Origin of the sequence: Streptomyces sp. NPDC056161 (genome assembly GCF_042268025.1) — a bacterium.
Taxonomy (GTDB): domain Bacteria; phylum Actinomycetota; class Actinomycetes; order Streptomycetales; family Streptomycetaceae; genus Streptomyces.
Map to the genome: position 1 here is coordinate 30918 of NZ_JBHJUV010000072.1, position 13596 is coordinate 44513.

Annotated in this window: 11 protein-coding genes; 3 read left to right on the forward strand and 8 right to left on the reverse strand. The window is 70.9% G+C overall.

Going from position 1 to position 13596, the window contains the following annotated elements:
- Positions 1 to 64: 64 nt before the first annotated feature.
- A complete protein-coding gene (locus tag ACFC09_RS40455) occupies positions 65 to 1651 on the reverse strand; it encodes an MDR family MFS transporter (RefSeq protein WP_376537153.1) in 1587 nt (528 codons plus the stop codon).
- 124 nt (positions 1652 to 1775) lie between these two features.
- Here ACFC09_RS40455 and ACFC09_RS40460 point away from each other — a divergent pair, with 124 nt between their 5' ends.
- Entirely contained in the window at positions 1776 to 2378 is a 603-nt protein-coding gene (locus ACFC09_RS40460) for a TetR/AcrR family transcriptional regulator (protein ID WP_376537155.1), read from the forward strand.
- 75 nt (positions 2379 to 2453) lie between these two features.
- Here ACFC09_RS40460 and ACFC09_RS40465 read toward each other — a convergent pair whose 3' ends face one another.
- A complete protein-coding gene (locus ACFC09_RS40465) occupies positions 2454 to 3056 on the reverse strand; it encodes a M23 family metallopeptidase (protein ID WP_376537157.1) in 603 nt (200 codons plus the stop codon).
- Positions 3057 to 3499: 443 nt separating this feature from the next.
- Here ACFC09_RS40465 and ACFC09_RS40470 point away from each other — a divergent pair, with 443 nt between their 5' ends.
- Positions 3500 to 6580: an NACHT domain-containing protein gene (locus tag ACFC09_RS40470; RefSeq protein ID WP_376537159.1), complete on the forward strand. Its 3081-nt coding sequence runs from the start codon at positions 3500 to 3502 to the stop codon at positions 6578 to 6580.
- A gap of 158 nt (positions 6581 to 6738) precedes the next feature.
- Here ACFC09_RS40470 and ACFC09_RS40475 read toward each other — a convergent pair whose 3' ends face one another.
- A complete protein-coding gene (locus ACFC09_RS40475) occupies positions 6739 to 9264 on the reverse strand; it encodes an ATP-dependent Clp protease ATP-binding subunit (RefSeq protein WP_376537161.1) in 2526 nt (841 codons plus the stop codon).
- 460 nt (positions 9265 to 9724) lie between these two features.
- Between ACFC09_RS40475 and ACFC09_RS40480 the strand changes: the two genes are divergently transcribed.
- The gene (locus ACFC09_RS40480; protein WP_376537162.1) at positions 9725 to 10471 is read left to right on the forward strand and encodes an SCO3374 family protein; all 747 of its coding nucleotides are present in this window, start codon (positions 9725 to 9727) and stop codon (positions 10469 to 10471) included.
- Here ACFC09_RS40480 and ACFC09_RS40485 read toward each other — a convergent pair.
- The 5 genes from ACFC09_RS40485 to ACFC09_RS40505 form a co-directional block, all read right to left on the reverse strand.
- The gene (locus ACFC09_RS40485; RefSeq protein ID WP_376537164.1) at positions 10450 to 10785 is read right to left on the reverse strand and encodes an Lsr2 family protein; all 336 of its coding nucleotides are present in this window, start codon (positions 10783 to 10785) and stop codon (positions 10450 to 10452) included. The genes ACFC09_RS40480 and ACFC09_RS40485 overlap by 22 nt on opposite strands.
- A gap of 239 nt (positions 10786 to 11024) precedes the next feature.
- Complete coding sequence (locus ACFC09_RS40490) at positions 11025 to 11558, reverse strand: amino-acid N-acetyltransferase (protein ID WP_376537168.1); 534 nt, start codon at positions 11556 to 11558, stop codon at positions 11025 to 11027.
- A gap of 9 nt (positions 11559 to 11567) precedes the next feature.
- Positions 11568 to 11975, reverse strand: a complete 408-nt coding sequence (locus tag ACFC09_RS40495) for a BlaI/MecI/CopY family transcriptional regulator (protein ID WP_376537176.1) — start codon at positions 11973 to 11975, stop codon at positions 11568 to 11570.
- A 613-nt stretch (positions 11976 to 12588) separates the two neighbouring features.
- Positions 12589 to 12768, reverse strand: coding sequence for a hypothetical protein (locus ACFC09_RS40500; RefSeq protein ID WP_376537170.1), 180 nt, complete (start codon positions 12766 to 12768; stop codon positions 12589 to 12591).
- A gap of 44 nt (positions 12769 to 12812) precedes the next feature.
- Positions 12813 to 13451 carry a hypothetical protein gene (locus ACFC09_RS40505; protein WP_376537172.1) on the reverse strand — a complete coding sequence of 213 codons (639 nt, stop codon included), beginning with the start codon at positions 13449 to 13451 and terminating at the stop codon, positions 12813 to 12815.
- Between the last annotated feature and the right edge of the window lie 145 nt (positions 13452 to 13596).

A 13596-nucleotide genomic window follows, 5' to 3' on the forward strand; every position in this document is an offset into this window, starting at 1 on the left:
CCCCCGGGGCGGCAGACACCGCCGGGGGCCTTCGACTCGGAAGGGAGTCGGAGGGCGCGGGCCCTCAGACCGCCTCCACCAACGGCGCCGGTGCCTGCGCGGCGTCCTTCGCGTCGCCCTTCTGCGGTCCGCCCTTGAGCGGGACCTCCTTGACGAACAGGGACGCCAGCAGCACGAGCACCGCGACCGCCGCGCCGAGCAGGAAGGCGGTGTGCGTGCCCTCGGAGACCGCGTACTGGTACGCCTCGCGCATCGCCGCCGGCAGCTTGGCCAGGCTCGCCGCGTCGAGCTGGGCGGAGGGCAGACTGCCGGCCGCCGCGCCGGCCCGCTCGGCCATGACGTCCTGGACCCGGTTGTTGAACAGCGCGCCCATGATGGCGACGCCGAACGAGGAGCCGAGCGTACGGAACAGGGTGGTCGACGAGGACGCGACGCCCATGTCCCGCATCTCGACGCTGTTCTGCGCGACCAGCATGGTGATCTGCATCAGGCAGCCCATGCCCAGGCCGAGGACGGCCATGTACACGCCGGAGGTGAAGCGGGAGGTGCCCGTGTCCATCATCGACAGCAGGTACAGACCGGCGATCATCAGCACGCCGCCGGCGATCGGGAAGACCTTGTAGCGGCCGCTGTTGGTGGTGATCCGGCCCGCGACCATCGACGTGACCATCATGGCGCCGAGCATCGGCAGGAGCAGCAGGCCGGAGTTGGTCGCGGACGCGCCCTGCACGGACTGCTGGTACAGCGGCAGGAACAGCGTGGCGCCGAACATCACGAAGCCGGTGATGAAGCCGATGATCGACATCAGGGTGAAGTTGCGGCTGCGGAAGATGTGCAGCGGCAGCACCGGCGCGGCCGCCCGGGTCTGCCAGAACACGAAGGCGACCAGCGAGACGACGCCGATGGCGGTCAGTTCCATGATCCGCGCGGACGTCCACGCGTACTCGGTGCCGCCCCAGGTCGTCACGAGCACGATCGCGACGATGCCGACGGTCAGCAGCAGGGCGCCCAGATAGTCGATGCGCGTCTCGGTCCGCTTCTTCGGCAGGTGCAGCACCGCGCTGATCGCGATCAGCGCGACGGCGCCGAGCGGCAGGTTGATGTAGAAGGACCAGCGCCAGCCCCAGTTGTCGGTGATGGTGCCGCCGACGAGCGGGCCGCCGATCATCGCGAGCGCCATGACCCCGGCCATCATGCCCTGGTACTTGCCGCGCTCACGCGGCGGGATCAGGTCGCCGATGATCGCCATGACGCCCACCATCAGACCGCCGGCGCCCAGGCCCTGCACGGCCCGGAAGCCGATCAGCTCGCCCATGTTCTGGGCCATGCCGCTCAGCGCCGACCCGATCAGGAAGATCACGATCGAGGTCATGAAGGCGCCCTTGCGCCCGTACATGTCACCGAGCTTGCCCCAGATCGGGGTGGCCGCCGCGGTGGCGAGCGTGTACCCGGTGACCACCCACGACAGGTGTTCCAGGCCGCCCAGTTCGCCGACGATCGTCGGCATCGCGGTGCCCACGATCATGTTGTCGAGCATCGCGAGCATCATCGCGATCATCAGCGCGAGCAGGACGACGCGCACGCTCCTCGGCTGCTTGTCCTGCTCCGCGGGTTTCTCCTGGCCCGCCGGGGCCGGCTGTGTGTCCGCCATGGTGCGGTACCCCCCTGAGGCGGCTACTTACTTGCCGCCCGGCTAGTTGAGACTACACTCGGAAGGTAGACGGAGTACTTGCCGGTCGTCAAGTAAGTTTCGCGGGAGCTCAAGGAGTACGAAGATGGGCGTCACCATGGACGGCACCAGGCACCCGCGCCGCGGAAACACCCGCCAGCGCATCCAGGACGTGGCACTCGAACTCTTCGCCGAGCAGGGGTACGAGAAGACCTCGTTGCGGGAGATCGCCGAGCGGCTGGAGGTGACCAAGGCCGCGCTCTACTACCACTTCAAGACCAAGGAAGAGATAATCGTCTCTCTCTTCGAGGATCTGACGAAGCCGGTGGAGGAGCTGATCGCCTGGGGCGAGCAGCAGCCGCACACACTGGAGACCAAGCGGGAGATCATCCGGCGCTACAGCGAGAGCCTCGCGGGCGCCGCGCCGCTGTTCCGCTTCATGCAGGAGAACCAGGCGACCGTGCGGGAACTGCGGATCGGCGAATCGTTCAAGGACCGCATGCGCGGAATGCGGGACATCATCATCGACCGGGACGCGGACCTGGTCGATCAGGTCCGCTGCGTGAGCGCCCTCTTCACGCTGCACGCCGGGATGTTCATCCACCAGGACCTGGAGGGCGACCCCGAGAAGAAGCGCGAGGCCGTTCTGGAGGTCGCCATGGACCTGGTCACCCGGGCGCACAAGGCCGCCCGGGACACCGGGACCTAGTACCCCGGGACCAGCCCCGAGCCCCACTGCTCCGAGCCCGGCCCCTCCCCGGACGCGGAAGGGGCCGGCGCCGGCTCAGACCCGTACGCCGTGGGAGCGCAGGAAGATGACCGGGTTTATCGCGGAACCGTAGTTCGGGGTCGTGCGGATCTCGAAGTGCAGGTGCGGCCCGGTGGTGTTGCCGGTGTTGCCGGACCGCGCGATGTGCTGGCCGGTGCGGACGGCCTGGCCGATCCGTACGTCGACCCGCGACAGGTGGGCGTACTGGGAGTACGTCCCGTTGCCGTGCCTGATGACGATGGCGTTGCCGTAGGCAGGACCGTCGCCGGCGCCGTAGCCGCCGGCCTTGACGACGACGCCCTCGTGCGCGGCGACCACGTCGGTGCCGATCGGCACCGCGAAGTCCTGGCCGCTGTGCCTGGCCTTCCACATGCCGCCGGCCTGGTTGAAGCCCGCGGTCAGCGTGTACCGCTGCACCGGGTCGACCCAGGTGGCCGCGCTCCTGGCGGGCGCCTGCGCGACGCCGGTCTTCGCCGCCGCGGCGGGGGCCTGCGGCGCGGCGGCGGCCGCGACACCGCCTCCCAGCACGGCCGAGACGCCGAGACCGGCGGCCAGGACCGCGGCACGGCTGCGGAGCAGGGACCTGTGGGAAGGGCGGGACGTGACACGCGGGGACATGGAAACCTCGTGTGATCGGGAACGGGGAACCCGGCCGGGACACGCACGGCCGCCGGTCGGGGCATCTCTTGGTAACCCCGGATCTCCCGCGCCTCCAAAACCCCCATCCACTATGGGATCTAGTATTCAATCGGCAGAAATTAACCACTCTTGACAAAACGCACAGGAACCGGACAGGCCGCCCAACTAGGCCGATTCACCTCGACACAGAGAGATGAATGTCCTGATTTGCCCATAAATGAAGTTTCACTATCTCGGGTAGTACCGGACATTTCGCCTGTGTGGCATGTCACGAGCCCGCACCGCCCCACCCCTCTCGAATATGACCGGCGCCACACCGCCTGCACCGCACCGATCGCCCTGCCCCGCCCCGGCGTTCGACGGACGCGCCGCCACTAGGCTCCCCCCGTCCACACGCAGTGCACGACCACGGGGGGAACCGGATGGAACCGGCGGTACTGGGCGGCAAACTGGCGTCGAGCCTGATCGGCCCGCTGGTGCGGAAACTGTTCGTCCCGGACGGCCCCGGCGCCGGTCTGGTCGACCGGCCCGTCCGGCTGCGGGACCTGGTGTCCTTCCGCGGCGAACAGGCCACCCTGGGCGCGAAGCAGGTGCACCGGCTCGCCGGCCGGCTGGTCGAACAGGCCATGGCGTCCCCCGGCGAGGCACCGTTCCCGGCCGGCGAACGGACCGCCGTGGCCGACGCCCTGGCGGGGCGGCTGCTCGCCCTCGGCGACCTGGACATGGACGACGTACAGGCCGTACGCCTCGGCCACCTGGAACTGGCCCGGCGGCTGCGCGCGGACGGCCTGCCGCCCGGGGCCGGACTCTCCGTGGACGCCGAGCTGTTCCTCGACACCGCGACCGAGTGGGCCTGCCTCCAGATCCTGGAGTTCTTCACCCGGCGCTCGGTCTTCGTGGCCCGCACCCTCGTCGAGCAGACCCGCACCCAGGCCGAACTCATCGCCAAGGTGGACGAGTTGCTGGCCCGCACGCCGCGGCCCGACGCCCGTGACACGGCGTTCGAGCGCCGCTACCTGCCGTATGCCGCCCGCCGGCACGACCACCTCACCATCTACGGCGTCGACCTGCGCGACTCCCCCGACCGCTGGCCCCTGGAAGTCGCCTACCTGAGCCTGGAGACCACGGGCGACGACGCCACCACGGCGGACGCCGCCCTGGACGCCGCACCGGACGAGCGTCCGGGCCCGGCCACCGTCCGCCTCGCCGCCGAGGAGGCGCTGCGCGGCCACGACCGCGTCCTGCTGCGCGGCGACGCGGGCTCGGGCAAGACGACCCTGGTGCAGTGGCTGGCCGTCACCGCCGCCCAGGACGGGAGCGGTGGGCGCATCCCGTACGTCCTCCCGCTGCGCTCCCTGGTCCGCGCGGGCACCCTCCCGGCACCGGCCGCCTTCCTCACGGCCGTGAACTGCCCGCTGTCCCCGCCCGAGGGCTGGGCGGAACGCGTCCTGACCGCCGGCCGGGCGCTCGTCCTCGTCGACGGGCTGGACGAGATCCCGGCCGCCGAGCGCCACCGCACCCGGGACTGGCTGCTCGCCCTGGTCCACGCCTTCCCGGGCAACCAGTGGCTGCTGACCTCCCGGCCCACCGCCGTACGCCCCGACTGGCTGGCCGCCGAGGGCTTCCGGGAGCTGGCCCTGGCCCCGATGCGCGACACGGACGTCGCCACCTTCGTACGGCGCTGGCACACGGCCGCGGGGGCCAAGGAGTACGAGGCGAGGCTGCTGGACGCCCTGCGCACCAAACGCGACCTGGCCCGCCTCGCCACCAACCCGCTGATGTGCGGACTGCTCTGCGCCCTGCACCGCGAGCGCCGCGGCTATCTGCCCACCGGCCGCAAGGAGTTGTACGACGCCGCCCTCACGATGCTGCTGTCCCGCCGGGACCGGGAGCGCGGCATGGAGCCGCTGGACGAGCCGGAGCTGGGCGAGGAGGCCCAGCTGGAACTGTTGCAGCGACTGGCGTACGCGCTCGTGCTGAGCGGCCGTACCGAGATGGACCTGGAGACGGCCGAGGGGATCGTGGAACGGTGTCTGCCGTCGATCGCCCTGCCGTCGGGACAGCCGGAGGCGGCCGGGGTCCTGCGGATACTGCTGCTGCGCAGCGGGCTGATCCGCCAACCCGGCGACAGCGTCGTCGACTTCGTGCACCGCACCTTCCAGGACTACCTGGGCGCTCGCTACGCCGTCGAGCAGGGCCATCTCGACGTCCTCGCCGGCCGGGCGGACGACACCCAGTGGGAGGACGTGATCCGGATGGCGGTGGCGCACGCCCGGCCCCGGGAACGGGCCTGGCTGATCAGGCAGTTGCTGGCCCGTGAGGTGCCACGGCTGACCTTGCTGGCGCTGGCGTGCCTGGAGCACGCGACGGCCCTGGACCCGGCGGTGCGGGCGGAGGTGGAACGGCGGGCCGCCGTGCTGGTCCCGCCGCGCACCACCGAGGACGCGAAGGCGCTCGCCGAGGCGGGACCGCTGCTCCTGGAGCTGCTGCCGGGGCCGGACGGCCTGACCGACGAGGAGGCGCTGGGGGTCGCGGTCACCGCGTCGGTGCTCGGTACGAAGGAGCCGCAGGGCGCCCTCGCGGTGCTGCGCCGTTTCCGGAACCATCCGGACCTCGATGTGCGGCGGCAGCTCGCGGGCACCTGGAGCCGGTTCGACACCGGGCAGTACGCGGCGGAGGTGCTGGACCATCTCGACCGCACCGGCCTGCTGGTCAGCTGCGAGTCGGCCGGGCAGTGCGCGGCGCTGGCCGGGATGCGTCCCTGGCAGCGCCTGTCCTTCCGGGGCGGGCACGGTACCGCGGACGTCCTGGCCGCCGTGCCGGCTCCCGACTCCGTGACCCTCGTCGACCTGCGGGACAACCCGCGGCCCATGGACCTCGGTGCCCTGCTGCGCTTCGGTTCGCTGGGCGGGCTGTGGATCGAGAACTGTCCGGGTGCCACCGGACTGTCCCGGCTCGCCCCGCTGCCCCTGGTCGATCTCGCCTGCGGCGGCCTGGCCGACCTCGGCGGGCTGCCCGCCCTGGGATCACTCCAGCGGCTGTCCGTGGCCCAGGAACTGCCCGGGGAGCGGCTGACCGACGCGCTGCCGCTGGACGCCCCCCTGGATTTCCTCTTCCTGGGCCGCCACACCACGGACCGCACCGGGCTGCGCGGGCTGGAGCACTTCAGTGGCCTGACCGAACTGAGCCTCGGCCCGCTGACCGCGCCGCTCCGGCCCGCCGACTGGGAGTCCGTGGCCGCGCTGCCGCGCCTGCGCCGGCTGCATCTCAACGGCTCTCTCGTCGCCCGGTTCCCGGCATCGCTCACGGCCATGCCCCGGCTGCCGGAGATCACGGCCCTGCGCCTCACCGCGCTGCACGGCACCGAGGACCTGTCCGCCCTGCCGTCCCGGCTGCCGGGAGTACGGTCCCTGACCCTCCAGACCTACCCCGGTGAGTCCTTCCCCGCCGACCGCTACGCCCGGCTGTTCCCGGACAGGGAGATCACCCTGATACGCCGCTGACCGCCCAGCCGCGGGCCGCGGCGGGCGGCACCGCCCGGGAACCACGGCACGCGCCGCCCGGGGCCGCGGCACGCTGCGACCGCCCGGCGGCAACGCGAAGGGGCCGCCCCGGAACCGAAGTCCCGGTGCGGCCCCTGCTCGGCGTCAGCCCCGGAGGGTCACGCCTCCTTGCTCAGGTTGGGACCGGCTCCGCCGGCCGCCTGCTCGATCGGCGGGGCGTCCGGCAGCGCGGACTTCTCCTCGCCGCGGAAGGTGAAGGTCTTCGTCTCGCCCTCGCCCTCCGTGTCGACGACCACGATGTGACCGGGGCGCAGCTCGCCGAAGAGGATCTTCTCCGACAGCGTGTCCTCGATCTCGCGCTGGATCGTGCGGCGCAGCGGCCGGGCACCCAGCACCGGGTCGTAGCCCTTCTGGGACAGCAGCTCCTTGGCGGACTGGGACAGCTCGATGCCCATGTCCCGGTCCTTCAGGCGCTCGTCCACCTTGCCGATCATCAGGTCGACGATCTTCAGGATGTCGGACTGGGTCAGCTGCGGGAAGACCACCACGTCGTCGACGCGGTTCAGGAACTCGGGCCGGAAGTGCTGCTTCAGCTCGTCCTGGACCTTGTTCTTCATGCGCTCGTAGTTGGTCTTCGTGTCACCCGCGGCGGCGAAGCCCAGGTTGAAGCCCTTGGAGATGTCCCGGGTGCCGAGGTTGGTCGTCATGATGATGACCGTGTTCTTGAAGTCCACGACCCGGCCCTGGGAGTCGGTCAGCCGACCGTCCTCCAGGATCTGCAACAGCGAGTTGAAGATGTCCGGGTGGGCCTTCTCGACCTCGTCGAAGAGGACGACGGAGAACGGCTTGCGGCGGACCTTCTCGGTCAGCTGGCCGCCCTCTTCGTAGCCCACGTATCCGGGGGGCGAACCGAAGAGACGCGACACCGTGTGCTTCTCGCTGAACTCCGACATGTCGAGGGAGATCAGCGCGTCCTCGTCGCCGAAGAGGAACTCCGCGAGCGCCTTGGACAGCTCGGTCTTACCGACACCGGACGGGCCGGCGAAGATGAACGAGCCACCCGGACGCTTCGGGTCCTTCAGGCCCGCGCGCGTGCGGCGGATCGCCTTCGACAGCGCCTTGACGGCGTCGACCTGGCCGATGACCCGCTTGTGCAGCTCCTCCTCCATGCGGAGCAGGCGGCTGGACTCCTCCTCGGTCAGCTCGAAGACCGGGATGCCGGTGGCGGTGGAGAGGACCTCGGCGATCAGCTCGCCGTCGACCTCGGCGACGACGTCCATGTCGCCGGCCTTCCACTCCTTCTCCCGCTTCGCCTTGGCGGCCAGGAGCTGCTTCTCCTTGTCACGCAGGGAGGCGGCCTTCTCGAAGTCCTGCGAGTCGATCGCGGACTCCTTGTCCCGGCGGACGGCGGCGATCTTCTCGTCGAACTCGCGCAGGTCCGGCGGCGCGGTCATCCGGCGGATACGCATCCGGGAACCGGCCTCGTCGATCAGGTCGATCGCCTTGTCCGGCAGGAAGCGGTCCGAGATGTACCGGTCGGCCAGGGTGGCGGCCTGGACCAGCGCCTCGTCCGTGATGGAGACCCGGTGGTGGGCCTCGTAGCGGTCGCGCAGGCCCTTGAGGATCTCGATGGTGTGCGACAGGGACGGCTCGGCGACCTGGATGGGCTGGAAGCGGCGCTCCAGGGCCGCGTCCTTCTCCAGGTGCTTGCGGTACTCGTCCAGCGTGGTGGCACCGATGGTCTGCAGCTCACCGCGGGCCAGCATCGGCTTCAGGATCGAAGCGGCGTCGATGGCGCCCTCGGCGGCACCCGCACCGACCAGCGTGTGCAGCTCGTCGATGAACAGGATGATGTCGCCGCGGGTGCGGATCTCCTTGAGCACCTTCTTCAGGCGCTCCTCGAAGTCACCGCGGTAGCGGGAGCCGGCGACCAGGGCGCCGAGGTCCAGCGTGTAGAGGTGCTTGTCCTTGAGCGTCTCGGGCACCTCGCCCTTGACGATGGCCTGGGCGAGACCTTCGACGACGGCGGTCTTGCCGACGCCGGGCTCACCGATCAGGACCGGGTTGTTCTTCGTACGGCGGGAGAGCACCTGCATGACCCGCTCGATCTCCTTCTCGCGCCCGATGACCGGGTCGAGCTTGGATTCGCGGGCGGCCTGGGTGAGGTTCCGGCCGAACTGGTCGAGGACCAGGGACGTCGAGGGCGTGCCCTCGGCAGGGCCGCCGGCGGTGGCGGTCTCCTTGCCCTGGTAGCCCGACAGCAGCTGGATGACCTGCTGGCGGACACGGTTGAGATCGGCGCCCAGCTTGACCAGGACCTGGGCGGCGACGCCCTCGCCCTCGCGGATCAGGCCGAGCAGGATGTGTTCCGTGCCGATGTAGTTGTGGCCCAGCTGAAGGGCCTCGCGGAGCGACAGCTCCAGGACCTTCTTGGCACGGGGGGTGAAGGGGATGTGGCCGGACGGGGCCTGCTGGCCCTGGCCGATGATCTCCTCCACCTGCTGGCGGACCGCCTCGAGCGAAATCCCGAGGCTCTCAAGGGCCTTGGCGGCGACACCCTCACCCTCGTGGATCAGGCCCAGGAGGATGTGCTCGGTGCCGATGTAGTTGTGGTTGAGCATCCGGGCTTCTTCCTGAGCCAGGACGACAACCCGCCGCGCGCGGTCGGTGAACCTCTCGAACATCGTTAATCGCTCCTCAGAGCGGTCAGGCAGTAAGGGGACGCTCCCCTCTCTGTCCTTCCGCAGCTTAGTCCCGCAAGCGGGGACCGCTCATTCCAACTGCCGACACCGTCCGGATCACCTCCGCTCTCGCGGAGACAAGATGCTGCCTCCTGACCCCGAACGCCGACATGTGCTCCAACCCGATGGTGCGAGACGATGTTCCCGCAGGCCAGACAGTTACCCTCGCCATCAGTACGCCGATGGCGAACGTGAGACGGTCCGTTCTGCGTGTCGCCCCCTCCCACTAGGGATGTCTTACCCGCAGGGACTGACACTCCATGCGGAGCGCCCCGGTTCCCTCCGCTATGGGCGAACAACCTTGCGCCTGCTCGGGCCCCCACACGCCCTCTTTTCCAGCACTCTGCGCAGTCACTTGCCTACCTAGCGTAACTCTCTGGGGGTTTCGTCTGTTGCGCTGGGCATGGCTGGCACCGTCCTCGTGGTCCCGTCCCCCCGCCGTCCCTCCGGGCCGGACCCACGGGCCCGGCACTGGTACGAGAACGCGCTGGGGTGGGCCACGGTGCCCGGCGAGCCGCTGCGGCTGCGCACGGGCGTGCGCTTCGACGTCCTGGACGTCCCCGCGGAGGCGGGCGGCGCGGCGCTCAGGCATCTGGCGCCGGGCTCCCCGGTGGCCGTCGACGGCGGCCGGATGCGGTTCCTGGTGGCCGCGGGCAGCGCCGAGGAACTGCCGGGGCTGCTGGACTGGCTGGAATGGGGTTCACTGCCGCTGGATCTGCTGGCGCTCGGCGCGGACGGCAGTCTGGGGGCGCCGGCCCTCCCGGGGCCCGGTGCGAACGGACCGGGGCCGCTTCCCGTCGGCCGCGGCGGGACGGCACTCCCCCCGCACACGGTCCCGGCACTCGCCGTGGGTGCGGTCCCCGCTCCGCGGGCCGCGCGGTCCGCGCGTTCTTCCTGTCCGGCGGCGGGGGCCCGTCCCGTTCCCGCACAGGGGGTCTGTCCCGTGCAGGGGGCCGCCGTGTGGCTGCGGCCCCCCGAGCCGGGGTGCGAGGTAGAGACCTCGCTGCCGACGCTGTCGGCCGTGGGGGGCGGTGGGGGCGCCCCCGATCTCGTACGACTGGTGGACACGGTGGCGGCTCACTGCCACCGGATCCGGCTGCGGCGCGCGTGCGCCGGGCCGTCGGCTGTTCAGCCGTTGGCCTTCTCGTAAGCCTCGCGGATGGACGCGGGAACGCGGCCACGGTCGTTGACCTCGTAGCCGTTCTCCTTCGCCCAGGCGCGGATCTGCGCGGTGTCCTGGCTGCCGCCGGCCGCGGCGCGGGCCTTTCCACGTCCGCCGGAAGCACGGCCACCGGTACGACGACCGCCCTTCACATAGGCGTCGAGAAGTCCCCGCAGCTTGTCCGCATTGGCGGTCGTGAGGTCGATCTCGTACGTCTTGCCGTCCAGCGCGAACGTCACGGTCTCGTCCGCCTCGCCGCCGTCGAGGTCGTCGACAAGAAGGACCTGAACCTTCTGTGCCACCGGATTTCCTTTCATCGATAACGTGAGGGCTCGGGGTCTGCGGCGTCCGCCGTTTCACCGCCCCTTGTTATATGCAGTACAGCAGTACGTCGGAAAGCAAACCGCTTTTGCGGGAAAAACACAAACCCCCGGGAGAGAACCGGGGGGCTCCGCAGACCGGAAACATGCGCGTTTCGGACATAGGGAACCTGGGCAGCGCCGGAGACCCGGAATACCGGGCAAGCCCCGGCGATCGACGATCACAGATGCAGAAGCATCCGGCTGTTGCCCAAGGTGTTCGGTTTCACTCGTTCGAGACCGAGGAACTCGGCGACGCCTTCGTCATAGGAGCGCAACAGCTCCGCGTAGACATCGGTGTCAACGGGCGTCTCACCGATCTCCACGAAGCCGTGCTTCCCGAAGAAGTCGGCTTCGAAGGTCAGGCAGAATACGCGCCGAACACCGAGCCACCGGGCGGTCAGCAGCAACTTCTCCAGCAACTGGTGACCGACGCCGGCCCCCTTCAGGCCGGGCTTCACCGCGAGAGTGCGGACTTCCGCGAGATCTTCCCACATGACATGCAGGGCACCGCAGCCGACCACCTCGGCGTTGTCGTCGCGTTCCGCGACCCAGAACTCCTGGATGTCCTCGTAAAGCGTCACGGTCGCTTTGTCGAGCAGGATGCGCTCACGGACGTACGCGTCAAGGAGGCGGCGCACGGCCGGGACATCGCCGGTCCGGGCCCGCCGGACGGTGATGGCTTTTGCGGTGGCTTCGGGGCGCTCTGCTGACATGAGCGGACGCTATCGCCCGCCGTCTCCCTGCGCCGAGCCGGGGTTCTCGGCCCTGGTATCGGAGAGGGTATCCCCGGTTTCATCCCCGGTTTCCGGGCCCTGGGCGATGCGGACGGCGTCCCTGAGGGCCCGGCGCTGTTCGTCGCTCATCATGCCGAAGAAGGCGACGAGAGCGGCCGCCGGGTTGTCACTGTGCGACCATGCGTCGTTCATCAGGGCGGCTGCGTAGGCGGCCCGGGTGGAGACGGCCTCATATCGATAGGCCCGGCCTTCGGCCTCCCGGCGCACCCAGCCCTTCTGATGGAGATTGTCCAATACGGTCATCACCGTGGTGTAGGCGATCGACCGTTCCCGCTGAAGGTCTTCCAGGACTTCCCGAACGGTCACCGGGCGGTTCCACTTCCACACCCGCGTCATGACCGCGTCTTCGAGTTCTCCCAATGGGCGAGGCACAGCCAGAACAATAGTAGGAGAACCGGTCAATGGCGTGCCGGACGGGCACTTTTAACGACGTAGACGAACAAAAGGGATGCCGTCGCCGTCCGGGCGGGGTTCGATCGGGAGCACGCCTCGGAGCGGGAGGGGGCGGCCGGGGGGAGGCCGAGAGGGACCGAGAAGGGGCCGCGGCAAACGGCGGGAGCCGGGGTGGACCGGGCCCGTTCGCACGTCGGGCGCGGTGCCGTGGCACGGGGAACGGCGGGTGCGCGGCGGGCGGCGCGGCCGGCGCGTCAGGGGAGGTGGTCGCCGGGTGCGCGGCGGGCGGCGGGGGCCGTTCGGGCGGGCGGGCGGCGTCTGCCGGGGGCCCGGTCGAGTTTCGCGTGGTGGGCGGCGCGCGCTCCGGCCGGGGCGCGCGGAGTGCACCGAGGCGGCGGGCGATGCCTGCGGGAACGGGCGATGCCTGCGGGAACGGGCGATGCCTGCGGGAACGGGCGATGCCTGCGGGAACGGGCGATGCCTGCGGCGCCGGACGCGGGCGGGTGTGTGCCGCAGTGCCGGACGCGGGCGGGTGTGTGCCGAGGTGCCGGGCGGGTCAGACCTCGGAGCGGGCGGAAGCCTGGCGCACTTCCTCCGCGCGGGCGAGGGCGGCGTCGACGGCGGCGTCCTCCTTGGCCTTGGCGGTCCCGCTCTGGGTCTTGACGATCACCCTGACCACTCCGATGAAGAAGATGGCCATGACGACGGGGGGCACGAGCGCGGAGACGTAGTCCATGGCCCCAGAGTAGCCACGGGCGGGCGTCGGGCGGGGACCGCCCCTCACCCGGCGGCGAGCCGCTGGCGAGGGGGACCGGGGTTGGCGGGGGGCGTGGGCGGCTTGCGGCGGGGGAAGACCTCGCCGGGGGTCGGGATGGGCCTCGACGGCTTGCGCGGGGCGGGCCGCGGTCGTTCCTCGGGGCGCTCCGCCGGCCGCTCGCGGGGCTTCTCGCCCTGCTCGCCGTTCCCGCCCTTCTCCTCGCCCGCACCGCCGGGCAGCGCCATCAGCCGGGTGCTCCGGCGGGAGGCGGGGACACTCGGCACGGCGACACCGGTCCCGCGCGTACAGCGGTCCAGCAGGGCGGCCGCGGCGGGATTGCCGCGCAGCGCCCGGAGCGCGGCGAGGTCGTCGGCCGTGGGCCGGTGCCCGGCGGCGAGCGCCTCGTCGAGGAGGGCGAGGTAGCCGACGACGGTGCCGGGCAGGGCGGCGCGATAGCGGGCGAGGTCGGCCACCAGGAAGGCGCGCAGCCGGGCGGCCTCGCGCATCGCCTCGTCGAGTGACTCGGCGAGCCGGAGACAGTCCTGGACGTCCTCGGCCGAAGCGGGGCCGGGGTGGAGGGCGAGGGCGAGGGCGCGGCGGAGCACACGCAGCTCCTCCGCACCGAACGCCATGCCGCCGCGGGATCCGTAGGGCGTGGGCATATACCGACGATACGCACTAATCAGACAAACTCGGCACAAAGGTGTGCGCGTGGCGTGTACACCCCACCCACCTGGACGCCGCGTCCGGCCCGGTCCCCGCCGCCGAAGCGGCGCGGCCCGGGCCGGGCCGGACGCCCCGACGGGC